This is a genomic window from Roseateles sp. FW305-36 (assembly GCF_058787015.1).
The window spans coordinates 58,198-79,887 of record NZ_JBYSZK010000015.1 but is presented as its reverse complement, the minus strand read 5'-3'; the positions used below and the strand labels follow the sequence as shown (position 1 = coordinate 79,887).

The following is a 21,690-nucleotide window of genomic DNA, read 5'->3' as shown; positions in this document are numbered from 1 at the left end:
GGCAAAACCAGTGGCGTCAACTGCCGAAATACGGCCCGTCGCCTCGGCCTATCGCGAAGCCAGTCTGCGGTTCCTCGACGACAACGCGCCCGCTCAGATTTTCCAAAAGGAATCCGATCACCAGCGCCTCCGCCTTGGGTTTCCATTGCGGCCGAGCCTCGCACCAACTACCGTCGTGCCGAAGGAAGCGGTAGGTCCGATGGCCGGAAGGGCCGTAGATGACGAGATGTGCAACCTGCGCCACTGGCATCACGAAGTCTCTGGCTCCCTTGCCACCCTGACGGATCGTGACCATTCCATCGGCCAGATGCACCAGCGGCCGACCATACGGCCCATGGCGACGCGTCTCGAGCAAGGACCTCACGCCGAAGCCGGCAGCCAGGCCACTCAAGACGCCGAAACTCATCCACGGACCGCCTCGGCTGAGCGTGATCAACATGCCGGCCACCACACCGCCGACAAGCAGCAGCGCATTCACCCACGTTGGCGGCAACGGCTGATAGACACCGCGCACATCTTTCACCAGCTCAGGAAACAGCAGGCGCATCACCCATCCCTCCATGGGATGGCGAGCATAGCTTTGCTACGTCGCGCTCAACGTAGGGCCAGGCTCTCGACCTGAAGCATCGGACCGCTCGCCCGCAAACAAAAAGGCCCCGCATCGCGGGGCCTCTGCCAATCAGAGGTCGTGCTCAGACGCGGCGGCGACGGACCACGCCACCGAGGCCCAGCAAGGCAGCGCCGACCAGCAGCGCAGAGGCCGGCTCGGGCACGTTGTTGCCGTTGGGGTCACCAATGCTGGCGCCGGCAAGGCACAGGCGGTCGACATGGTTGCCTTCGTCCAGGAACAGGCAGCCCTTGGTGTCGACGGCCACATAGTCGCCACGGTCAGCGCCGCCGGGGGACGAGCCCGTCGCCAGCTTGATCATCGTGCTGGAGGCGAAGTCCCACAGGTCGACATCACCGTTGTTGTTGTTGATGATCAGGTCGCCGTTCAGCGCGCCGCCGATGATGACGCCGGTGCCGTCGGCACTGGAGCCGGGTACGGAGATGAAGGCGCCTGCCGGTGCACCGGTGGCGATGTTGTAACCCTGGATGCCACCCGACACCTCGACATAGGCGGTCAAGCCGTCCGGCGAGACGGTCACGCCGTCACCGAAGACGCCGTTGATGACGCGGAAGCTGCCGGTGCCGCCGGCGGCCAGCGGATCGATGTCGATCAGGCCCGCGAAGCTGGTCGCGATGATGTGGCCATTGGGAGCGCCCCACATGCCCAGATAGGGATTGGTCGACACGCCGCTCAGCACATGATCGACGCTGCCGTCGTCCTTGAACTGGACGAACTGGCTGTTGTGGGCGCCATAGGCCAGGCCACCGGCACGGGCATAGGCCGCGGTGCTCGAGTTGCTGCTCGCCGTGCCGATGTTCGAGCTCGTCGTCTGGCCATCGGTATTGTTGAAGACGTAGCGCGTGCCGCTGACGGACACCAGCACGTTGCCGTTGCCGGTCACCGCGATACCGAACGGGCCGCTGCAGCAGCCGCCGCCGGTGATGTTGCTGAAGTCCGCGAAGGTCGTCAGCGTGAAGCCGTTGCTGGTTCCCTGGGCGGTCAGGGTCAGGCCTGCCTGGGCAGGGCCGGCGAGCGTCAGGGCGGCGGCGGCGACGCCCCAGATCGCCGCGATACGGGTGAGCAGTCTCATGGTGTTTCCCTTGGTTGAAGTGATCACACCAACGCCTCCGCATATTTCGGGCCATGCATCACAAGTGATTGATAGCCCTGAATTTCTTCGAACTAGGGGGGTCATTTGACCCGGCAGCCTGTAACGTTTACCGACAGGGAAAGCTTGCTGGAAGCCTTCTTCCGCGATGCCAGACAAGCGCCCATCGGCCGCGCCGGCGAGGCAGGCTCAGTTCGCGCAGCTCACGGGCTTGGCTCCCAGCAACTCGGTCAGGACCCGGGGGGCAATGCCGACCAGGTAGCCGCGCCGGCCGCCGTTGATGCAGATCTTGTCCAGCTCGAGGATGGACGCCTCGACGAACACCGGCATGGCCTTGCGCACGCCGAAGGGCGAGGTTCCGCCCACCTGGTAGCCGCTGTGGCGCTGGGCCACCTCGGGCTTGCAGGGCTCGACCTTCTTGCAGGGGATCTGCCGCGCCAGCTCCTTCAGGCTGACCGTGCGGTCGCCATGCATCAGCACGATCAGCGGCTCGGCCTTCTCGTCCTGCATGACCAGGGTCTTCACGACGGCATGCTCGTCCACGCCCAGTTGCTTGGACGACTCGGACGTGCCGCCATGCTCGACGTAGTCGTAGACGTGTTCCGTGAACACGATGCCGGCGCGCTTCAGGGCCTGGGTGGCCGGGGTCTCGCTGACGTGGCTGCTCTTCTTGCTCATGGGCGGCATTGTCGCGGCCGCGCCCTGCCGGCCCGCCTCACTTGGGGTCGGAACCGAGCTGCCAGACGCGCAGCAGCCGCTCATAGGGAATGGTCAGGCCGGGGGGCTTCTCGTTGGTGAGCCGCGGCTGGGCGGCGCCGGCCAGCGCGGCCCAGTCCGGGCGCTCGGCCGCCAGTTGAGGCGCGCAGGGGCTGACCTGGCTGCGCTCCAGCTGGCCGAGGGTCCGGTCCATGGCGGCGGCGAGGGCGTCCATGGCCTGCTGGGGCGAGAGCTTGCCCTCGGTGGCCTGGCCGATGTGCTGCCACCACAGCTCGGCCAGGGCGGGATAGTCGGGCACGTTGGGGCCGGTCGGCGTCCAGTAGATGCGCGACGGGCTGCGGTAGAACTCCACCAGGCCGCCCAGCCGCGGCGCCAGCTCGGTCAGGGCCCGGGAGCGGATGTCGCTCTCGCGGATGAAGGTCAGGCCCTCCAGCGTCTTCTTCAGCGACACCGTCTTGCTGACGCAGAACTGCGCATAGAGCCAGGCCATGCGGCGGCGCTCCAGCGGCGTGTGGCGCAGCAGCGTCCAGGAGCCGACGTCCTGGTAGCCGCGCTGCATGCCTTCGCGCCAGTAGGCGCCGTGGGGCGAGGGGGCGACGCGCCACTTGGGCCGGCCATCGGCATGGTTCACCGACAGGCCACTCTTGAGCATGGAGGCCGTGAAGGCCGTGTACCAGAAGATCTGCTGCGCGATGCTGCCCTGGCCGGGCACCGGGCCGGCCTGGTTGAAATCCAGCTCCACCGAGCCCGGCGGCGCGAAGCGGCGCATCCAGTTGAGGTAGCGGTCCAGCGCATAGACGGCAGCCGGGCTGTTGGCGCCGCCGCCTCGCGTCACGCTGGCGCCGACCGGACGGCAGCCCTCCATGCGGATGCCCCACTCGTCCACCGGCAAGCCGTTGGGATAGCCGGGGCTGCCCTGGCCGGCCATGGACAGCCAGGCGTCGGTGAAGCGCCAGCCCAGCGAGGGGTCGCGCTTGCCGTAGTCCATATGGCCCCAGACCCGGTGGCCGTCGAGCTGCTTCACGTCGTCGGTGAAGAACTCGGCGATGTCCTCGTAGGCCGACCAGTTCAGCGGCACGCCCAGGGCATAGCCATAGCGACGGGCGAAGCGCTGCTGCAGGTCGGGGCGGCTGAACCAGTCGTGACGGAACCAGTAGAGGTTGGCGAACTGCTGGTCGGGCAGCTGGTAGAGGTCGCCGCTCGGCGCCGTCGTGAAAGCCAGGCCGATGAAGTCCTTCAGGTCCAGCGTGGGCAGGGTCTGGGCGCGGCCTTCGCCCTTCATCCAGTCGCTGAGCACGACGGTGGCGCCGTAGCGCCAGTGCGTGCCGATCAGGTCGCTGTCGTTGACATAGGCGTCGTAATGCTGCCGACCGGTCAGCATCTGGTCGTGGATGCGCCTCACCAGGTCGCCTTCCGGGATCAGCTCGTGCTGGACCTGGATGCCGGTCAGTTCGCTGAAGGCCGTCGCCAGGACCTTGGATTCCCAGGCATGGGTGTCGAGGATTTCCGAGACCACCTTGATGCGCTGGCCGCGGAAGGGCTGGGCGGCCTGGATGAACCAGGCCAGTTCGGCCCGCTGGGCGCTGCGCGACAGGGTCGACGGCTGGAACATCTCCAGCCAATGCTCCAGCGCGTCGCCACCCGAACGCGCCGGCGCCGCCAGCGCTGGCAGCACCGACGGCACCAAGGCCGGCAGCAGCGCCCGGCGCGTCAACCCGGCCATTGCACACCCCTCAACGTTTCCGCGGGGATGCCATAACTCTCCAGCAGCGCGGCGTAGGCCGGGCCTTGCTTGTACTTGCGCAAGGCCTCGCCGAAGCGCCGCGCCAGCGCTTCGTGGCCCTGGCGGCGCGAGAAGCACACATAGAGCTGACCCGGCGCGATGGGCGTCGGGTCGGCGCCCAGTTGGGCGCGCCAGTTCTCGCGACGGATCAGGTGCTCGGCCACGCCGGCATGCACCAGGGCCAGGTCGACGCGGCCGGCCAGCAGCATGCGCAGGCATTGCTCATGCGTGTTCACCGCCTGGCGATGGAAATACGGCGCCGCATTGAAGTCCGGCGGCAGGCTGTAGCCGGCCACCACGGCCACGCTCTTGCCCTTGAGCGTGAACAGGCCGTCGAAGACGAAGGGCTGGCCGCGACGGAAATACAGCCGGCTGTAGGAGGCACTCAGCGGCTCGTCCGGAAAGGCCAGCAGTTCCTCGCGCTCGTTCAGGTCGCCGCGCGTGCCGCCAATCACCGCATCGAGCTCGCCCTGGGCCACGTCCCGCAGGGCGCGCTTCCACGGCATGACCAGCAGTTCGGCGCCGAATCCCAGCCCGTCGAGCACGGGCCTGACCACCTCCCAGTCCAGGCCCTTGGGCTGCCCGTTCTCCACATGGCTGAACGGCGGAAAGTTCTCCGCGGCCAGACGCAGCACAGGCCGGGCGGCTCCCACTGCGTGGGGCGCTGCCAGGGAGGCAAGCATCAAGGCTCGGCGCTGGAGCATGTCGACAAGGTGGAGTGACGCCGCAGCATACGGCCGGGGAACAGGTGGCCACACCACCCGAGTGCGTCAGGTCTTGCCCGGATGCCATGGCGACGCATGACCCGCTCGCTCTCGTTTCTCATCGCTTGGCGGCAACAATTTATTGTTTTACAGTAAGTTTTCCTGTTTCAAAAAGACCGCCCATGCCCGACTCCTTCTCCGCCGACGGCCTGCGACGCATCCGCCGCCTGGCCTGGGTCGTGCGGCTGCTCTGCCTGCTCGGCGTGGTGGTCATCGGCACCCTGCCCTTCATCTTCTGGGCCGACGCGGTCTGGGTGGCCGAGGTGGCAGCGCGCACCTGGAGCCTCCCCAAGGTGCAGCTCGACCTGGGCGCCCGGCTGTGGGGGCTGGCGGCATCGATGCTGCCCACCCTGGCCAGCCTGTTTGCCCTGTGGCAGATGTGGTCGCTGTTCGGCTGCTTTGCCGAGGGCGAGCTGCTGGCGCGCCGGCCGGCCCAGCATCTGCGTCGGCTGGGTTTCGGCCTGTGCTGCCTGGCCGCTGCCCAGCCCTTGAGCCACACCCTGGCCATCCTCGCGCTGACCTGGGGCAACCCGGTCGGCGAGCGCCAGCTCTGGTTCGGACTGTCGGGCGACCACTACCTCGCCCTGCTCTTCGGCCTGCTGCTGCTGGCCCTCGCCCAGGTGCTGCACGAGGCCGCGCGCGTGGCCGACGAGAACGCCGAATTTGTATGAGCCCCTCGTCCAAGGACTACCTTGGCCGGCCCCCCGAGGGGGCGGCGATGCTTGCGGCAATGAGCCGCAAGCACATCGCCCTACGCGGGCCGGCTAGGGAGCAGCCCGGCGCTCGGCCCGCAACACCCTCACGGCCATGCGTGAAGGAGCGGTTCGCATGCCGGTGATCGTCACCCTCGACGTCATGCTCGCACGCCGCAAGATGCGGTCGCGCGAGCTGGCCGAGCGCGTGGGCATCACCGAAGCGAACCTGTCCCTGCTCAAGAGCGGCAAGGTGCGGGGCGTGCGCTTCGACACCTTGTCGCGCATCTGCGAAGTCCTGCAGTGCCAGCCCGGCGACCTGCTCGCCTGGGAGCCCGGCCCCGAACCTCCCGACGAAACGACGCCCTGATCCATGCGCTTCCTGCTTGCCTGCCTGCTGACCGCGGCCGCGACCGCCCATGCCCAGACCGAAGTCCTGCCCGCCGTGAAGACGGAGCTCAAGCGTGACGGCGGCGTGCTGCCCTATGGCCAGATCAACAGCCTGCTGACCAAGCTCAGGCAGCATGGCGAAGGCCTGTTCCGCATGGACTTCAAGGTCGACACCGAGAAGACCAAGATGGCGCTGCCCGACATCCGCATGGCGGTGCGCAGCGACGATGCGGACTACCCGCTGAAGATCGACGCCGAGGGCCGCTTCGACCTGCCGCTGCTGCCCGAGGCCGAGGCCAAGACGGCCGACCTGGCCACCAACACGGCCAAGGGCCAGATGGCGGTGCGCGGCTCCATCGAGCTGACCGTGCCGCCCGAGCAGCTGACCCTGGCCAAGGTGCGCCAGGTCATGCGCGTCGCCCGTACGCTGCGCGAGGAGCTGCTGCCCTGGTATCTGCGCTGGCTGTTCCCGCGCATCGAGGCCGTACGCATCTGCAGCGCCACGCCCGCCTGGCAGTTGCAGTGGCGCGAGAACGGCCAGTTGCTCGGCCTGCCGCTGCCGGTCGCGGCCGGCGAACGCGACCACGAGGCCAGCAAGGGGGAGCCGGGCCGCGCCTGCGCCCTGTTGAGCGGCCAGGAGAACTGGCCTGACGCGGCGCGCCTGGTGGCCCCGGCCGACACCCGCCTCAGCATCAAGTTCTGACGGCCATGGACCACCGCTGGATCGCGCGCATCGCCGTTGCGGCCCTGCACCTGGGGCTGCTCGCCGCGCTGTGGATGCACAAACCGCCCTCCCTCGGCGAGCACGTCGACCAGCGGCTGACCACTGTGCGCCTCATCGCAGCGCCGCCGCAGCGGGTGCCGCCACCGCCGGCGGCGCCGAAGCTGGCAGCGCCACGCGAGACCGAACCCCGCGTCATGCCGCCACCCAACGTCACCATCGCGCCGCCGACGGTGCCGGAAACCGCAGCCGCGCCGGTGACCATCCACCCACCCATGGCGACGCCGTCTACCGAGCCCCCTCGCACGGCGCTGCGCCTGAGCCTGCCACCCGGCTACGCCGCTTCCAGCGCCGCGGCGCGCAACCCGGCCCTCAGCGACCCGCGCAGCAACACGCCACGCGCGACGCTGGAAGACCGCATCGCCGACGCCACCGGCGGTGCCGGCGCCTGGGTCGAGGAAAGCACCAGCGAGAACCGCTCGCAGTCGGTCGGCGCCCAGGGCGATCACCGCACCGTCATGCGGCGCGGCAACACCTGCGTCGAGATCTTCCGCTCGCGCATCGGCGACACCGACGCCTTCAACGGCAACGTCGCGCCGCGGGCGGTCAGCATGGTGGGCAAGCCCTACAAGTGCAAATGAGCTGACGCTGCGCCGAGCCGCTCGCGCAAGGCCTGCCCACCCGCGCCGCGGTGACGGCGCAACTGGCGGAACAGCGTCTGGCGCGAGCCCAGGCCGCTGCGCGCAGCCACCTCTTCCAGCGACAGGCTCGCGTCGCCCAGCAGGCCAAGCGCACGCTGGGTGCGCAGCCGCGTCAACCAGGCCATGGGCGTGCAGCCGTGCAGGGCCCGGAAGCAGCGCACCAGGTGGTATTTGGACAGGCGCGCGGCGCCGGCCAGGTGGTCCAGATCCAGCGGCGCGGCAGGATCGCTCAGCATCAGGTCCATGGCACTGTCCAGGCGTGACAGCAGCTCGGCGTGCTGGCCGCGGCTGAGAGCGGTCAGGGCCTGGCTGCGGCCGCGCCAGCCGGGTTCGGCCTCCATCATGCGCCAGAGCAGCGACTGCAGACCTTCCTCCAACCAGGCTTCGTCGTCGGCATCGCCAAGGCAGTCCCCCCGGCCGGCGAGAACGGCGTCGCGCAAACCGGTCAGTGCCGCGCCGAGCCGGCCATCGGCGGGGCGCAGATGTTCGGCAAAACCTGGGCCCCATCCCCTCAACTCGCCCTCCGCGGCCAGTGCCTCGGGCAGGGTCTGGCGCGCCGCATGGGCCAGCTCGGCCACCATGCCGGGGCGAAAGAACACGCCGAAGCTGAGCACCGGCTCGCGGCTGCGGATGCGCGCGCCGTAGTGGCCGCCCTGGTTCAGGATCAGGCAATGGCCAGCATCGACACGCAGCCGGCGCGTCGGCAGCAGATAGTCCTCGCCCTCGCCACCCCAGGCGCGCTTGATGGACAGCGTCTGCGTGTGCGGCGGGAACTCGACATCGCGCGACCAGCCCATGACGATGGCGTTCTCGCAGCCCCAGTGCTCGGCGAACCACTGCCGAAAGGCCGCGTTGGCCGGCGTCAGCGGCCGGGGCGCCAGGTCGGGCAGTTCGCGCAGGATCATGGGGCGCCCAGTCTAGGCGCTGGGCCACCGCGCCGGCGTTGCAAATCTTGCGCGGCCGCCCCCGGCGTTGCGCCGCAATCGCTGCAACGCCGCCCGCCTGGTCCGCCCATAGCCTGAGCTCACGTTCAAACCGGAGCCCTCAGGCCATGACTCGACTTCTCCCCGTGGCGTTTGCCACCGCCCTCCTCGCCTCCCACGCCCAGGCCGCCGAAAGCCTGGACCGCGTGGAGATCACCGGCTCGTCCATCAAGCGCATCGACGCCGAGACCGCCCTGCCCGTGCAGGTCCTCAAGCGCGAGGACATCGCCCGCAGCGGCGTGGCCAATGTGGAGCAGCTGATGCAGACCGTGACGGCCATGGCCAGCTCGGGCGGCAACCTGGTGTCGGCGGCCTCGGGCGCCACGACGGGCAGCATCTCCTCGGTGTCGTTGCGCGGCCTGTCGTCGCTGCGCACGCTGGTGCTGGTCAACGGCCGGCGGCTGTCGCCCTACGGAATCGGCTTCACCAACGACTCGGTGTCAGTCGACATCAACAGCATCCCGCTGGCCGCGATCGAGCGGGTCGAGATCCTGAAGGACGGCGCGTCCAGCATCTACGGGTCGGATGCGATCGCCGGCGTCGTGAACTTCATCCTGCGCGCCGACTACCGTGGCACGGAGCTGGCGGCCAGCCTGGGCTTGGCCACCCAGGGCGGCGCCGGCACGAAGCGCGCGAGCCTGCTGTGGGGCCGCGGCGACCTGGCGAGCGACGGCTACAACCTGATGCTGCTGGCCTCGGCGCAGAAGGAGGACGGCCTGTTCGGCCGCGACCGCGCCTTCGCCGGCCATGCCTACAACGTCGACACCGGCAATGACACAACCTCGGGCAACACCTTCCCGGCCAACATCGCCGCGGTGGACGGCAGCCTCGGCTCGGTCAACCCGACGGCCGCCAGCGGCTGCGCGGCGCCCTACTCCTTCATCGACCCGCTGCGCTCGCCCAAATCCTGCCGCTTCGACACGGCGCCGCTGGTCTCGCTGCTGCCCGACGTCAAGCGCGTCAGCCTGTTCGGCGCGCTGCGCTTCAAGCTCGGCGCGCAGTTCGAGGGCTTCGTCGAGGCCGGCATCAACCGCAACGAGAACCGCACGGTGATCCAGCCCGTGCCGCTGTCCGACCAGTTCAACCTGCCGGCCAACAACGTGCTCTACAACCTCGACCCCTACCGCGTGCCGGGCGGCATCAGCGCCAGCACCATCGTGCTCAAGCCCGACAGCCCCTACTACCCGACGGCCTTCGTCACGGCCCAGACCGGCGGCGCCACGCCCGACCTGCTGGTGCGCTACCGCGCAGCCGTTTCGGGCAACCGCGACATCACCGACATCGCCACGTCGCCGCGCCTCACCTTCGGCCTGCGCGGCGAGTGGGCTGGCTGGGACATCGACACCGCGCTGCTGCGCAGCGAGAGCCGTGTGCGCGAGCACAACAACGATGGCTGGCCCATCCTGTCCAAGGTGCTGCCGCTGCTCAACAGCGGCCAGGTCAACTTCTTCGGCGACAACACGCCGGACATCGTGGCCCAGATCCGCGCCGACAACTTCGTCGGCGACGCCTTCAGCGTGCGCACGGTGCTGTCGAGCTGGACGGGCCGAGCCTCGCGCGAGGTCTTCGATCTGCCGGGCGGCCCCGCGGCCATCGCCATCGGCGCCGAGCTGCGCAGCGAGCGCTACGACTTCCGCCCCAGCCGCGAACTGGCCGAGGGCGACATCGGCGGCTACGGCGGCAACATCGCCGCCACTAACCGCTCGCGCCGCGTGGACGCCGTCTTCGGCGAGGTCAACCTGCCCGTCATCAAGGGACTGGAGCTGGACGGCGCCGTGCGGCTGGACCGCTATGGCGGCGTGGGCTCGTCCACCACGCCAAAGCTCAGCCTGCGCTGGCAGCCCGTGCACGAGGTGCTGGTGCGAGCCGCGGTGGGCCGGGGCTTCCGCGCGCCCAGCCTGGCCGACCTCTACACGCCGCCCACGACCGGTGTGACCACGCAGGGCCAGACCGACCCGCTTCGCTGCCCGACCACCAACGACGGCATCAAGGACTGCCAGACGCAATTCGCGACGACCAACGGCGGCAACGACAAGCTCAAGGCCGAGAAGTCGCGCAACAGCAACCTCGGCCTGGTGCTGGAACCGTCGAAGAACCTGTCGCTCAGCGCCGACCTGTTCCGCATCAGCCTGTCCAACACCATATCCAACGGCCTGGCGCCGAGCTTCATCCTCAGCGACCTGGGCAAGTTCGGCATCTACGTGCAGCGCGGCCCGACGGACCCTGCCTTCCCCACGCTGCCCGGCCCCATCGTCAACATCGACCAGAGCAACCTCAACACCGGCCGCACCGAGGTGCGCGGCACGGACTTCGACGCTCGCTGGCGCCTGACGCTGGGCGGTGCGGGCCGCCTCGCGCTGGCCTTCAACGGTACCTACTTCGACCGCTTCGACAGCGAGAACCCCGACGGCAGCTTCAGCACCGGCGTGAGCCAGGTCGGGCCGGCCGGCGGCATCATCCCGCGGCTGAAGGCCTACCAGGCGGCCACCTGGAGCCACGGCGCCATGGAGGCCACGCTGGCGCTGAACTACCAGCGCAGCTACGACGACCTGCCCGGCGCGCTCAGCGGCGCACCGCGCCGGGTCTCGTCCTACCGCACCTGGGACGCCCAGTTCGGCTACGCGGGCTGGTTGCCCGGCATGAAGTGGACACTCGGCGTGCGCAACTTGTTCAACACCGACCCGCCGTTCAGCAATGCCGGCGGCCAGACCTCGTTCCAGTCCGGCTACGACCCGCAGTACGCCGACCCGCGAGGCCGCTTCATCTACGTCAACGCCAGCTATGCCTTCCAGTAAGCCCTCAGCCAAATGGTCAATCGCCGTGCTGCTAACCGCCTTGCTGCAAACCGCCAGCGCTGCCCCTGCCAAGGCGCACTGGTTCGACTTCTGGGTCGGCCAGTGGACGGTGCGCTGGGTCAACCCCGACGGCAGCCCGGGCCAGGGCCGCAACCAGATCCGCAAGATCCTGGACGACCAGGTCATCGAAGAGCAGTTCGAAGGCGAGGCCGGTAGCACGCCGCCGGCCCTGCTCGGCCGCTCGCTGTCGGTCATCGAGAAGCGCAGCGGCGAGTGGCGCCAGTCCTGGGCCGACAACCAGGGTGGCTTCTTCGTGTTCACCGGTGCGCTGGACCGCGAGACCCGTGTGTTCGCGACCGAGTTCGCCGAGCTCAAGGGCCAGCGCATGCGCTTCTACGACATCCAGGCCGACAGCTTCACCTGGGACTGGGAGGGCAGCAGCGACGGCGGCAAGACCTGGAAGCTGCTCTGGCGATTGCACTACCGCCGCGCGGGGTCTTGAGCGCTGCCGCCTAGACTCGCCGGGTCATTGACCTGCCCCGGAAGTCCCCATGCCCTTCTCGACCTGGCTGCTGTTCTGCGGCGTGGCCCTGCTGACCTGCTTCTCGCCCGGCCCGGGCGTGCTGCTGGCCATTTCCAACGCCATGGCCGTGGGGCCGCGGCACACGGTGTTCAGTTCGCTGGGCAATGCGGCCGGCCTGCTCATCGTGTCGGGCGCCGCGACGGCGGGCATGGGCGCGCTTCTGGCGGTGTCGGCATCGGCCTTCCTGGTCGTGAAGCTCATCGGCGCGGGCTATCTCATCTATCTGGGCATCAAGCAGTGGCGCAGCGCCCCCATGCGCCTGGACGCCACCGCGCGCACCGACCAGCCCACCACGCCGGCCCGGCTCTTTCTGCAAGGCCTGGGCGTGGCCGTCACCAACCCCAAGGCCATCCTGTTCTTCACCGCGCTGTTCCCGCAGTTCCTCACCCCGGGGCATTCGCTGCTGCTGCAGACCGTGCTGCTGACGCTGACCTTCACGGTGCTGGCGCTGGTGTCGCACGCCTTCTACGTGGGCCTGTTTCGCACGCTGCGGCGCTTTTTGTCCGATGCGCGGCGCATGCGCCTGTTCAACCGCATCACGGGCGGGCTGTTCGTGGTGCTGGGGCTGAGCCTGCTGAAGCTACGCAACCGCGCGGCCTGAGGCGGCCGCCCGTTCCTGCTCGCGCAGGCGCAGCACGCGGCGCTGCACCTTGCCGGTCGTCGTCATCGGCAGGGCATCGATGAACTCGATCTCTTTCGGGTACTCGTAGGGCGCGAGGCGCGCCTTCACGTGGGCCTGCAGGGCCTCGACCAGAGCCGCGTCGCCGGCATGGCCCTCGGCCAGCACGACATAGGCCTTCACCAGCGCGCCGCGCTCGGCATCCGGCTTGGGCACGACGGCCGCGTTGGCCACCGCCGGGTGCTTGAGCAGGCAGTTCTCGATCTCGCCCGGGCCGATGCGATAGCCGGCGGCCTTGAAGACATCGTCCGCCCGGCCCTCGTACCAAAGGGTGCCGTCGCGGTCGCTGCGGGCGAGGTCGCCGGTGCGGCACCACTCGCCCGTGAACTTGGATCTCGTCGCGGCGTCGTTGTTCCAGTAGCCGAGGAAGAAGACCGGGTCGGGCACGCCATGGCGGTCGCGCGCATGCACGGCGATCTCGCCCGTCTCGCCCGGCGCGCACTCCTTGCCCGCGTCGTCGATGACAGCCACACGATGGCCCGGGTAGGCCCGGCCCATGCTGCCGGGCTTGGCCGGCCACAGGGCCTGGCAGTTGCCGACGACATAATTCATCTCGGTCTGGCCGAACATCTCGTTGACCGGCACGCCCAGGGCATCGCGGCACCAGCTGAACACCGCGTCGCCGACCGCCTCGCCGGCGCTCATCAGCGCGCGCAGCTTCAGCGCATGGCGCCTGGGCCGCGGCTCGGCCTTCATCATGGCCTTGAGCGCCGTCGGGAAGAGGAAGGCGTGCGTGACCCCGTAGGCCGCCATCAGCTCGAAGGCCTTGGCTGCGGAGAAACGGCCCTGCCAGGCCACGATGGGGCGGCCGAAGTAGAGCGTCGGCAGCAGCGCATCCATCAAGCCACCGGTCCAGGCCCAGTCGGCGGGACTCCAGAAGACGGCGTCGCTGGGCTTGCCGGCGTCGAAGGGGTCGAAGCCGAACCAGTTCTGGCTGGCGACGAAGCCGGTCAGGTTGCCGATCAACGCTCGCTGCGGGATCAGGGCGCCCTTGGGGTTGCCAGTCGTGCCGCTGGTATAGATCAGGATGGCCGGGTCCTCGGCCTGGGTGCCCACCGGCTTGAAGCGGGCCTCCTCGGCCTGCAGGGCTTCCATCCAGGGCATCTCGTCGCAGTCCACCGGGCATTGGCCGACGACGAAGATGCGGCGCAGGGCCGGGCAGCGGGCCTTGACCTCGCGCAGGGCCGGCAGCGCTTCGCAGGCGGCGATGGCAAGCACGGCGCCGCTGTCCTGCAGCCGGTACTCCAGCGCCTCGGCACCGAACAGCATGGACAGCGGCATGGCGACCGCGCCGATCTGCTGGATGGCGATGTGGGCGACGGCGGTCTCGAAACGCTGCGGCAGCACGATGGCCACGCGATGGCCCCGGCGCACGCCCTGGTTCAGCAGGGCATTGGAGAGGCGGTTGGCGGCGCGCTGCAGCTGGCCGTAGCTGTAATGGGCGCGGCAGCCGCTCTCGCTGTCGAAATGGATGGCGGTGGCATTGGGCGTGTCACGCGCCCAGCGGCCACAGCAGGCCTCGGCGATGTTGAAGTCCGGCGGCACCTGCCAGCGGAAGCCGGCATGCAGCTGCTCGTATCGGTCTTCCGCCATGGGCCACCCCGTTTGGGACAAGGGGGCGAATGCTAGCCAGCCCGACCCGGGCCGGCCTAGTGGATTGTCCGGATCACAGCCCCAACCAGGCGCTGGGGGACCACATGCTCGGGCGGTCGCCGTCGGCATAGCGCTCCAGCGCCTCGCCGGTCAGGCGGCAGATGCGCCAGTCGGGCATGACCTCGGCGCCCAGCTTCTCGTAGAAGCGGATGGCGTCCTCGTTCCAGTCCAGCACCGTCCAGTCGAAGCGGCCATAGCCGCGCTCGCAGGCCAGCTGGGCCAGCTGGATCAGCAGGGCCTTGCCCAGGCCGCTGCGGCGGTGGGCGGGGCGAACGTAAAGATCTTCCAGATAGAGGCCGGGCTTGGCCAGGAAGGTCGAGAAGTTGGTGTAGTACAGCGCGAAACCGACGACCTCGCCGTTGATCTCGCCCACCATGCACTCCGCCACCGGCTCGTCGCCGAACAGATGCGGCTCGAGCTTGTCGGGCGTGACCTCCAGCAGATGGGTCAGGTGCTCGAACTCGGCCAGTTCGCTGATCAGCTGGACGATGGCTTTCAGGTCGCGCGGCTCGGCGGCGCGGATGTCGTGGCGGGGTGCGGGCATGATGACCCCATTGTCAGCGGACTGCGGTGTCCTACAGTGCGGATATGCCCGATGTCTACACCCCGCGCCGCGCCCATCGCAGCGAATTTCTGACTCTGCGCGGCCTGCGCCATCACATCCTGCGCTGGGGTCAACCCTTGCCAGGCCAATTGCCCCTGGTCATGGTGCATGGCTGGATGGACGTCGGCGCGTCCTTCCAGTTCGTCGTCGACGCCCTCAAGGACGAGCGCGAAGTCATCGCCCTGGACTGGCGCGGCTTCGGCCTCAGCGAGACGACAGGCGCCGATTGCTACTGGTTTCCCGACTATCTCGGCGACCTCGACGCCCTGCTCGATGCGCTCAGCCCCGAGGCGCCGGTGGACCTGCTGGGCCACAGCATGGGTGGCAATGTGGTCATGAGCTATGCAGGCGTTCGTCCGCAGCGCATCCGTCGCCTCGTCAATCTCGAAGGCTTCGGCATGCCCGACATCGCCCCCGCCGCCGCGCCGGAGCGCCTGGCCAAGTGGCTGGACGAACTCAAGGACCCGCCGTCACTCAGGCCCTACGCAACGCTGTCCGACGTGGCCGAACGCCTGCGCAAGAACAACCCCCGGCTGGCGGCAGACAAGGCCGCCTGGCTGGCTGGCCACTGGTCGCGCGAAACCCCCGAGGGCTTCCAGCTCAATGCCGACCCGGCCCACAAGCTGGCCAACCCCATGCTCTACCGCAAGGCCGAGGTGCTGGCCTGCTGGCAGCGCATCGCCGCGCCGACGCTGTGGGTCGAAGGCAGCGACGACCAGCTGACGCGCTTCTGGGGCACGCGCTATCCGCGCGCCGACTTCGAGGCCCGCCTGGCCCTGGTGCCCGACCTGCGCCAGACCGTGCTGCAGGACGCCGGCCACATGCTGCACCACGACCAGCCCCAAGCCCTGGCCGCCGCGCTCGAGTCCTTCCTGGGCGCATGAAGCGCTCGGCCGTCGCGCTGCTGATGGCGCTGGCCGCGGCCGGCGCCCAGGCCGGCTGCTCACGCGAGCTTCAGGTCGGCGTCTCCGAGCTGGGCTACGGCGCCTACCAGCGCGACGGTCAGTGGCTGGGCATCGTGCCGGACCTGATCGGCGAGTTGTCGCAGCGCAGCGGCTGCCGGCTCAAGATCGTCGGCCGACCCCGCGCTCGCGTGCTGCTGGAGTTCGAGCAAGGGCAGCTGGACATCATCACCTCGGTCATGCGCGCCCCCGACCGCGAACGCCTCGGCCAGTTCCTGGCCTATGCCTACGCCGAACAGGACCTCATCGTCGTCGGCGAGCCCGTGCCGCATACCCTGGACGAATTGCGCCGCATGCCCGACCTCAAGCTCGGTGTCGTGCGCGGCGTGCGCCTGAGTCCGCGGCTGGATGACCAGATCAACGCCATGCTGGCCTCGCGCCAGGCCGAATACTCGCCCGACTTCGAAAATCTGGCGGCCAAGCTGAATGCCGGCAGGGTGCGCGCGGCCCTGGTCCCCAGCGTCATTCACGTCAAGCAGCGCCAGGACGGCGTGCTGCCGGCGCAGATCACCATCGTGGACCTGCCCGAGTCACAACCTGAGCCCATCGGCATCTATGTGAACCGCCAGCATGTCAGCGACGACGACCTGCAGTTGCTGGCGCGCCACCTGGAGATGCTCAGGCGCGACGGCCGCGTCGTGGCGATCTACCAGCGCCATGTCGGCGAGGCCGAAACGCGCCGCCTGTTCAGGAGCGAGGCGGCCCGCTGATTTCCAAGTGCGGCTCGGCCTCCATCTTGTCCATGACACGGGCATAGACGACGACGATGGCGCAAAAACCCAGCAGGGCCCCCTGCGAGGCCAGCCAGAAGGCCAGCGGCCAGCCGAACACCTCGACGCTGAGCTCGCGCGCGAAGAACACCGGCGCGAAACCGACCACGCCCCAGGCCAGCAGCAGCCAGACGGTCAGGCGCCGGGTGCGGCGCCAATAGTCGTCTCTGGGCGGGGCTGTCATGGGGGTCATTCTCACCCATGAGAAAATCCGCTTTTTCGCCAAGACAAGACGTGCCCTGACATGGACATCGAACACATCAACCAAATCGGCAACAGCCTCGCCGACCTCGCAGCGCGCACCGACGCGCTAAGGGGGTATCTTTGACTTCGATCGCAAGGCCCTGCGCCTGAACGAAGTCAACGCGTCGCTCGAGAACCCCAACGTCTGGAACGACCCCAAGCGCGCCCAGGAACTGGGCAAGGAAAAGCGCACGCTGGAGACCGTGGTCGAGACGATCACGCACCTGACCTCCTCGCTGGCCGACAACGCCGAGCTTTTCGAGATGAGCAAGGAGGAAGGCGACGAGGCCGGCATGCTGGCCATCGAGGCCGATGCCGCCACGCTGCAGGCCAAGGTCGAGGAACTCGAGTTCCGCCGCATGTTCAACAACCCGGCCGACCCGAGCAACTGCTTCATCGACATCCAGGCCGGCGCCGGCGGCACCGAGGCCTGCGACTGGGCCGGCATGCTGCTGCGCCAGTACCTGAAGTACGCCGAGCGCAAGGGCTTCAAGACCACGATGGAAGACGAGACGCCGGGCGACGTGGCCGGCATCAAGAGCGCCACCATCAAGGTGGAAGGCGAGTACGCCTTCGGCCTGCTGCGCACCGAAACCGGCGTGCACCGCCTGGTGCGCAAGTCGCCCTTCGACTCGTCCGGCGGCCGCCACACGTCCTTCGCCTCGCTGTTCGTCTACCCGGAAGTCGATGACTCGATCGAGATCGACATCAATCCGGCCGACGTGCGCACCGACACCTTCCGCGCTTCCGGCGCCGGCGGCCAGCACATCAACAAGACCGACTCGGCGGTGCGCCTGACGCACATCCCGACCGGCATCGTCGTGCAATGCCAGGACGGCCGCAGCCAGCACAGCAACCGCGACGTCGCCTGGCGCCGCCTGCGCTCGCGCCTGTACGACCATGAGATGAAGAAGCGCATGGAAGAGCAGCAGAAGCTGGAAGACACCAAGACCGACGTCGGCTGGGGCCACCAGATCCGTTCCTATGTGCTGGACCAGAGCCGCATCAAGGACCTGCGCACCAACTACGAGACCTCGGCCACGCAGAAGGTGCTGGACGGCGACCTCGACCCCTTCATCACCGAATCCCTCAAGCAAGGCGTCTGACGCCCCGGGGCCGCTGCCGCGGCCCCTTGTTTTTTCTTGCCGCCACGGCGGCCCTTCTCTTTTCCTCACCCAAGGAAGCCCCTCATGCGTGAAGGCACCGCCCCCCTGATCCAGCGTCTGGACTACCAGCAGCCGGCGTTCTGGATCCGCCAGGTCGACCTGACCTTCGACCTCGACCCGGCCAAGACCATCGTCACGAGCAAGATGCAGATCGAGCGCAATCGCTCGGTCGCGCACGGCGCGCTGCGCCTGCACGGCGAAGAGCTCAACCTGCTGCGCGTGCTCATAGCTGGCGCAGGCGTCTCCTTCCGCCAGGAAGGCCACGAGCTGGTCATCGACAACCCGCCGGACGACGACTTCCTGCTGGAGATCCGCAACACCATCTGCCCCGAGAAGAACACCGCCCTGTCCGGCCTCTACACCTCGGGCGGCAGCTTCTTCACGCAGTGCGAGGCCGAGGGCTTCCGCCGCATCACCTATTTCCTGGACCGGCCCGACGTGATGGCGATCTACAAGGTCACGCTGCGTGCCGACAAGGCCCGCTTCCCCATCCTGCTGGCCAACGGCAACCTGGTGGACAGCGGCGACCTGGAGAACGGCCGCCACTTCGCCGTCTGGAGCGACCCCTTCCCCAAGCCCAGCTATCTGTTCGCCGTCGTGGCGGGCGACCTGGTGGCCCGCGAGCAGCGCGTGCGCACCCGTGCCGGCAAGGACCATCTGCTGCAGGTCTATGTGCGCCGCGGCGACCTGGAGAAGACCGAGCATGCGATGAACTCGCTGATCGCCTCCATGGTCTGGGACGAGGCCCGTTTCGGCCTGCCCCTGGACCTGGAGCGCTTCATGGTGGTCGGCGTGTCCGACTTCAACATGGGCGCCATGGAGAACAAGGGCCTGAACATCTTCAACACGGCCGCCCTGCTCGCCTCGCCCGCCACGGCGACCGATGCCGACTTCTCCCGCATCGAGTCCATCGTCGCCCATGAGTACTTCCACAACTGGACCGGCAACCGCGTCACCTGCCGCGACTGGTTCCAGCTGTCGCTGAAGGAAGGCCTGACAGTCTTCCGCGACCAGGAGTTCTCCATGGACATGGCCGGCAGCGCTTCGGCACGCGCCGTCTGCCGTATCCAGGACGTGCGCCAGCTGCGCGCCATGCAGTTCCCCGAGGACAGCGGCGCCATGGCCCACCCGGTGCGCCCGGACAGCTACAGCGAGATCAACAACTTCTACACGGCCACGGTCTACGAGAAGGGTGCCGAGGTCGTGCGCATGTACCAGACCCTGGTCGGCCGCAGGGGCTTCGAAGCCGGCATGAAGCTCTACTTCGAGCGCCATGACGGCCAGGCCGTGACCTGCGATGACTTCGCCCAGGCCATCGCCGACGCCAATCCGGGCTCGGCCCTGGCCACGCGCCTGGACACCTTCAAGCGCTGGTACTCCCAGGCCGGCACGCCGCGCGTCAGCCTGCGCGGCGAGCATGACGGCGCCGCCCGCACCTTCACGCTGCGCCTGTCCCAGACCACGCCCGCCACGCCGGGCCAGGGCGACAAGCAACCCCAGGTCATCCCCATCGTCATGGGCCTGCTGGACCGCCATGGCAACGCGCTGGCGCTGAACGCCGCAGGCGAGACCGAGCAGGTGCTGGTGCTGGACCAGGCCGAGCAGACCTTCGTCTTCGACAACATCGACAACGAGCCCGTGCCCTCGCTGCTGCGCGGCTTCTCGGCCCCGGTGGTGTTGGACGACGGCCTCTCCGACGCCGGCCTGATGGTGCTGATGCGCCACGACAGCGACGCCTTCAACCGCTGGGAAGCCGGCCAGCGCCTGGCGCTGAACCGCATCCTGCATGCGCTGCGTGCCGGCCAGCCGCTGGTGCTGAGCCCCGTCTTCATCGAGGCGATGCGCGGCATCCTCAACCACGCCGAGCTGGATCCCGCCTTCAAGGAACTGGCCCTGACCCTGCCCGGGGAGGCCTATATCGCCGAGCAGCTCGACGTCGTCGACCCTCAGGCCATCCACGCTGCCGTCATGGCTGCGCAAACCCAGCTGGCCAGCGCCCTGCGCGACGACTGGGCCGCCGCCTTCGAGGCCAACCAGATCGCCGGCGGCTACGCGCCCGATCCGGTCTCCTCCGGCAAGCGCGCCCTGGCCAACCTGGCCCTGTCCATGCTGGTGCTGGACGCGCAAACGACGGGCGACAGCGTCTGGCCGGGCAAGGCCTTCCAGCGCTTCAAGGATGCGTCCAACATGACCGACCGCCTCGGCGCGCTGGCCGCCCTGGTCAATGCCGGCGCCGAGCTGGCCAAGTCGGCCCTGGAACGCTTCCACACGCTGTTCAAGGACGACGCTCTGGTGGTGGACAAGTGGTTCGCCCTGCAGGCCCGTGCGCCCGAGGTCGATGGCCGCGTCTTCGCCCGCGCCAAGGCCCTGACCAAGCATGCCGACTTCACGCTGAGGAACCCCAACCGCGCCCGCAGCCTGCTGGCCTCGCTGTGCATGTTCAACCCGGCCGCCTTCCACCGCGCCGACGCCGCCGGCTATGTGTTCTGGGCCGACCAGGTGCTGGCGCTGGACGCCATCAACCCGCAGGTGGCCAGCCGCATCGCCCGCTCGATGGACCGCTGGGCCGTGCTGGCCGAGCCCTATCGCACGGCAGCGCGCGAGGCCGTGGCCCGTGTGGCCGCCAAGCCCGACCTGTCCAGCGACGTGCGCGAGATCGTCGAGCGCGCACTGGCTTCGGGAGCTGCTTCGTGAGCCGCGTCTCCCTGACCCAGTACCTCGTCGAGCAGCAGCGCGAGCATGGCCACATCCCGCAGGAACTGCGCCTGCTGATCGAGGTCGTCGCGCGTGCCTGCAAGCACATCGCCATCGCCGTCAACAAGGGCGCCCTGGGCGGCGTGCTGGGCAGCGCCGGCAGCGAGAACGTGCAGGGCGAGGTGCAGAAGAAGCTCGACATCATCGCCAACGAGGTGCTGATCGAGGCCAATGAATGGGGTGGTCATCTCGCGGCCATGGCCAGCGAGGAGATGGACAGCATCTACGTCGTGCCGAATCGCTACCCGCAAGGCGAATACCTGCTGCTGTTCGATCCGCTCGACGGCTCGTCCAACATCGACGTCAACGTCAGCATCGGCACCATCTTCAGCGTGCTGCGCAAGGTCGGCCATTCGCGCGGCGTCAGCGACGAGGACTTCCTGCAGCCGGGCAAGCAGCAGGCCGCGGCCGGCTACTGCGTCTATGGCCCGCAGAGCATGCTGGTGCTGACGGTGGGCGACGGCGTTGCGATGTTCACGCTGGACCGCGAGACCGGCTCCTGGGTGCTGACCCAGGACGAGGTGCGCATTCCCGAGGACACCAAGGAATTCGCCATCAACATGTCGAACATGCGCCACTGGGCGCCGCCGATGCGCCGCTACATCGACGAATGCCTGGCTGGCGCCACCGGCCCGCGCGCCAAGGACTTCAACATGCGCTGGGTGGCCAGCATGGTGGCCGACGTGCACCGCATCCTGACCCGCGGCGGCGTCTTCATCTACCCCTGGGACCAGCGCGAGCCCGACAAACCCGGCAAGCTGCGCCTGATGTACGAGGCCAATCCCATGGCCTTCCTGGTCGAGCAGGCGGGCGGCGCGGCCACCAATTGCAGCGAGCGCATCATGAGCCTGCAGCCCACCAAGCTGCACGAGCGCGTGTCCGTGGCCCTGGGTTCGAAGCACGAGGTCGAGCGCCTCACCCGCTACCACCTGGAGACGCCCGCAGCCTCGGCCTGAGCGGCGCTGCAGGTTTGAGGACCCGGCCCCGGTCGGGTCTTTTCATTTCGGGCCGC

General features: G+C 68.7%; 21 protein-coding genes. 12 read left to right on the top strand and 9 right to left on the bottom strand.

Annotated elements, in window-relative coordinates:
- Window positions 1-16: 16 nt before the first annotated feature.
- From AC3WOE_RS23725 to AC3WOE_RS23705, 5 genes are all read right to left on the bottom strand, one after another.
- Entirely contained in the window at window positions 17-547 is a 531-nt protein-coding gene (locus tag AC3WOE_RS23725; RefSeq protein ID WP_492693858.1) for a hypothetical protein, read from the bottom strand.
- A gap of 145 nt (window positions 548-692) precedes the next feature.
- Window positions 693-1,700, bottom strand: coding sequence for a PEP-CTERM sorting domain-containing protein (locus tag AC3WOE_RS23720; RefSeq protein WP_492693857.1), 1,008 nt, complete (start codon window positions 1,698-1,700; stop codon window positions 693-695).
- Between the two features lie 207 nt (window positions 1,701-1,907).
- Window positions 1,908-2,396, bottom strand: coding sequence for a Cys-tRNA(Pro) deacylase (gene ybaK / locus AC3WOE_RS23715; protein ID WP_492693856.1), 489 nt, complete (start codon window positions 2,394-2,396; stop codon window positions 1,908-1,910).
- Window positions 2,397-2,433: 37 nt separating this feature from the next.
- Complete coding sequence (locus AC3WOE_RS23710; RefSeq protein WP_492693855.1) at window positions 2,434-4,158, bottom strand: ABC transporter substrate-binding protein; 1,725 nt, start codon at window positions 4,156-4,158, stop codon at window positions 2,434-2,436.
- The gene (locus AC3WOE_RS23705) at window positions 4,146-4,901 is read right to left on the bottom strand and encodes a substrate-binding periplasmic protein (RefSeq protein WP_492693854.1); all 756 of its coding nucleotides are present in this window, start codon (window positions 4,899-4,901) and stop codon (window positions 4,146-4,148) included. Before AC3WOE_RS23705 ends, AC3WOE_RS23710 begins: the two co-directional genes overlap by 13 nt.
- A 203-nt stretch (window positions 4,902-5,104) precedes the next feature.
- On the opposite strand from AC3WOE_RS23705, the gene AC3WOE_RS23700 reads away from it, so the two are divergent.
- The 4 genes from AC3WOE_RS23700 (at window position 5,105) to AC3WOE_RS23685 (ending at window position 7,426) form a co-directional block, all read left to right on the top strand.
- Entirely contained in the window at window positions 5,105-5,653 is a 549-nt protein-coding gene (locus AC3WOE_RS23700) for a DUF2975 domain-containing protein (RefSeq protein ID WP_492693853.1), read from the top strand.
- 157 nt (window positions 5,654-5,810) lie between these two features.
- On the top strand, window positions 5,811-6,044 hold the full coding sequence (locus AC3WOE_RS23695; protein ID WP_492693852.1) for a helix-turn-helix domain-containing protein: 234 nt from the start codon (window positions 5,811-5,813) through the stop codon (window positions 6,042-6,044).
- A gap of 3 nt (window positions 6,045-6,047) precedes the next feature.
- Entirely contained in the window at window positions 6,048-6,767 is a 720-nt protein-coding gene (locus AC3WOE_RS23690; RefSeq protein ID WP_492693851.1) for a hypothetical protein, read from the top strand.
- 5 nt (window positions 6,768-6,772) lie between these two features.
- Window positions 6,773-7,426 (top strand): hypothetical protein, encoded by a 654-nt coding sequence (locus AC3WOE_RS23685; protein WP_492693850.1) that lies wholly within the window; start codon window positions 6,773-6,775, stop codon window positions 7,424-7,426.
- On the opposite strand, the gene AC3WOE_RS23680 is transcribed toward AC3WOE_RS23685, so the two are convergent.
- Window positions 7,411-8,391, bottom strand: coding sequence for a helix-turn-helix domain-containing protein (locus tag AC3WOE_RS23680; RefSeq protein ID WP_492693849.1), 981 nt, complete (start codon window positions 8,389-8,391; stop codon window positions 7,411-7,413). The two genes, AC3WOE_RS23685 and AC3WOE_RS23680, sit on opposite strands and share 16 nt — an antisense overlap.
- 146 nt (window positions 8,392-8,537) lie before the next feature.
- Between AC3WOE_RS23680 and AC3WOE_RS23675 the strand changes: the two genes are divergently transcribed.
- From AC3WOE_RS23675 to AC3WOE_RS23665, 3 genes are read left to right on the top strand one after another with little or no spacing between them, the layout of a single operon-like run.
- Window positions 8,538-11,264: a TonB-dependent receptor domain-containing protein gene (locus AC3WOE_RS23675; protein ID WP_492693848.1), complete on the top strand. Its 2,727-nt coding sequence runs from the start codon at window positions 8,538-8,540 to the stop codon at window positions 11,262-11,264.
- Between the two features lie 25 nt (window positions 11,265-11,289).
- Complete coding sequence (locus tag AC3WOE_RS23670; protein WP_492693847.1) at window positions 11,290-11,766, top strand: hypothetical protein; 477 nt, start codon at window positions 11,290-11,292, stop codon at window positions 11,764-11,766.
- Window positions 11,767-11,815: 49 nt separating this feature from the next.
- Window positions 11,816-12,448, top strand: coding sequence for a LysE family translocator (locus AC3WOE_RS23665; RefSeq protein WP_492693846.1), 633 nt, complete (start codon window positions 11,816-11,818; stop codon window positions 12,446-12,448).
- On the opposite strand, the gene AC3WOE_RS23660 is transcribed toward AC3WOE_RS23665, so the two are convergent.
- Together AC3WOE_RS23660 and AC3WOE_RS23655 are read right to left on the bottom strand one after the other, a co-directional pair.
- Window positions 12,428-14,119, bottom strand: coding sequence for an acetate--CoA ligase (locus AC3WOE_RS23660; protein WP_492693845.1), 1,692 nt, complete (start codon window positions 14,117-14,119; stop codon window positions 12,428-12,430). The two genes, AC3WOE_RS23665 and AC3WOE_RS23660, sit on opposite strands and share 21 nt — an antisense overlap.
- A gap of 73 nt (window positions 14,120-14,192) precedes the next feature.
- A complete protein-coding gene (locus AC3WOE_RS23655; RefSeq protein WP_492693844.1) occupies window positions 14,193-14,723 on the bottom strand; it encodes a GNAT family N-acetyltransferase in 531 nt (176 codons plus the stop codon).
- A gap of 44 nt (window positions 14,724-14,767) precedes the next feature.
- Between AC3WOE_RS23655 and AC3WOE_RS23650 the strand changes: the two genes are divergently transcribed.
- Window positions 14,768-15,667: an alpha/beta fold hydrolase gene (locus AC3WOE_RS23650; RefSeq protein WP_492693843.1), complete on the top strand. Its 900-nt coding sequence runs from the start codon at window positions 14,768-14,770 to the stop codon at window positions 15,665-15,667.
- Complete coding sequence (locus AC3WOE_RS23645; protein ID WP_492693842.1) at window positions 15,664-16,455, top strand: substrate-binding periplasmic protein; 792 nt, start codon at window positions 15,664-15,666, stop codon at window positions 16,453-16,455. The genes AC3WOE_RS23650 and AC3WOE_RS23645 overlap by 4 nt, the downstream gene beginning before the upstream one ends.
- Here the strand turns inward: AC3WOE_RS23645 and AC3WOE_RS23640 are convergent.
- The gene (locus tag AC3WOE_RS23640) at window positions 16,433-16,699 is read right to left on the bottom strand and encodes a DUF4212 domain-containing protein (RefSeq protein WP_492693841.1); all 267 of its coding nucleotides are present in this window, start codon (window positions 16,697-16,699) and stop codon (window positions 16,433-16,435) included. The two genes, AC3WOE_RS23645 and AC3WOE_RS23640, sit on opposite strands and share 23 nt — an antisense overlap.
- Before the next feature lie 60 nt (window positions 16,700-16,759).
- Here AC3WOE_RS23640 and prfB point away from each other — a divergent pair.
- The 3 genes from prfB to AC3WOE_RS23625 all read left to right on the top strand — a co-directional run bounded on the left by prfB (window position 16,760) and on the right by AC3WOE_RS23625 (window position 21,634).
- Window positions 16,760-17,864, top strand: a protein-coding gene (gene prfB, locus AC3WOE_RS23635) for a peptide chain release factor 2 (protein ID WP_492693840.1) whose coding sequence is annotated in 2 segments (ribosomal slippage) — window positions 16,760-16,840 and window positions 16,842-17,864 — 1,104 coding nt in all. Because the reading frame shifts where the segments join, the coding sequence is not laid out codon by codon here.
- A gap of 84 nt (window positions 17,865-17,948) precedes the next feature.
- Window positions 17,949-20,618 (top strand): aminopeptidase N, encoded by a 2,670-nt coding sequence (pepN, locus tag AC3WOE_RS23630; protein ID WP_492693839.1) that lies wholly within the window; start codon window positions 17,949-17,951, stop codon window positions 20,616-20,618.
- The gene (locus tag AC3WOE_RS23625) at window positions 20,615-21,634 is read left to right on the top strand and encodes a class 1 fructose-bisphosphatase (protein ID WP_492693838.1); all 1,020 of its coding nucleotides are present in this window, start codon (window positions 20,615-20,617) and stop codon (window positions 21,632-21,634) included. The genes pepN and AC3WOE_RS23625 overlap by 4 nt, the downstream gene beginning before the upstream one ends.
- Window positions 21,635-21,690: the final 56 nt, after the last annotated feature.

Bases quoted from the DNA above. Each gene is read 5' to 3' on its own strand.
- AC3WOE_RS23725 (WP_492693858.1), bottom strand. From the start codon at position 547: ATGCGCCTGCTGTTTCCTGAGCTGGTGAAAGATGTGCGCGGTGTCTAT.
- AC3WOE_RS23720 (WP_492693857.1), bottom strand. From the start codon at position 1,700: ATGAGACTGCTCACCCGTATCGCGGCGATCTGGGGCGTCGCCGCCGCC.
- ybaK (WP_492693856.1), bottom strand. From the start codon at position 2,396: ATGAGCAAGAAGAGCAGCCACGTCAGCGAGACCCCGGCCACCCAGGCC.
- AC3WOE_RS23710 (WP_492693855.1), bottom strand. From the start codon at position 4,158: ATGGCCGGGTTGACGCGCCGGGCGCTGCTGCCGGCCTTGGTGCCGTCG.
- AC3WOE_RS23705 (WP_492693854.1), bottom strand. From the start codon at position 4,901: ATGCTTGCCTCCCTGGCAGCGCCCCACGCAGTGGGAGCCGCCCGGCCT.
- AC3WOE_RS23700 (WP_492693853.1), top strand. From the start codon at position 5,105: ATGCCCGACTCCTTCTCCGCCGACGGCCTGCGACGCATCCGCCGCCTG.
- AC3WOE_RS23695 (WP_492693852.1), top strand. From the start codon at position 5,811: ATGCCGGTGATCGTCACCCTCGACGTCATGCTCGCACGCCGCAAGATG.
- AC3WOE_RS23690 (WP_492693851.1), top strand. From the start codon at position 6,048: ATGCGCTTCCTGCTTGCCTGCCTGCTGACCGCGGCCGCGACCGCCCAT.
- AC3WOE_RS23685 (WP_492693850.1), top strand. From the start codon at position 6,773: ATGGACCACCGCTGGATCGCGCGCATCGCCGTTGCGGCCCTGCACCTG.
- AC3WOE_RS23680 (WP_492693849.1), bottom strand. From the start codon at position 8,391: ATGATCCTGCGCGAACTGCCCGACCTGGCGCCCCGGCCGCTGACGCCG.
- AC3WOE_RS23675 (WP_492693848.1), top strand. From the start codon at position 8,538: ATGACTCGACTTCTCCCCGTGGCGTTTGCCACCGCCCTCCTCGCCTCC.
- AC3WOE_RS23665 (WP_492693846.1), top strand. From the start codon at position 11,816: ATGCCCTTCTCGACCTGGCTGCTGTTCTGCGGCGTGGCCCTGCTGACC.
- AC3WOE_RS23660 (WP_492693845.1), bottom strand. From the start codon at position 14,119: ATGGCGGAAGACCGATACGAGCAGCTGCATGCCGGCTTCCGCTGGCAG.
- AC3WOE_RS23655 (WP_492693844.1), bottom strand. From the start codon at position 14,723: ATGCCCGCACCCCGCCACGACATCCGCGCCGCCGAGCCGCGCGACCTG.
- AC3WOE_RS23650 (WP_492693843.1), top strand. From the start codon at position 14,768: ATGCCCGATGTCTACACCCCGCGCCGCGCCCATCGCAGCGAATTTCTG.
- AC3WOE_RS23645 (WP_492693842.1), top strand. From the start codon at position 15,664: ATGAAGCGCTCGGCCGTCGCGCTGCTGATGGCGCTGGCCGCGGCCGGC.
- AC3WOE_RS23640 (WP_492693841.1), bottom strand. From the start codon at position 16,699: ATGACAGCCCCGCCCAGAGACGACTATTGGCGCCGCACCCGGCGCCTG.
- pepN (WP_492693839.1), top strand. From the start codon at position 17,949: ATGCGTGAAGGCACCGCCCCCCTGATCCAGCGTCTGGACTACCAGCAG.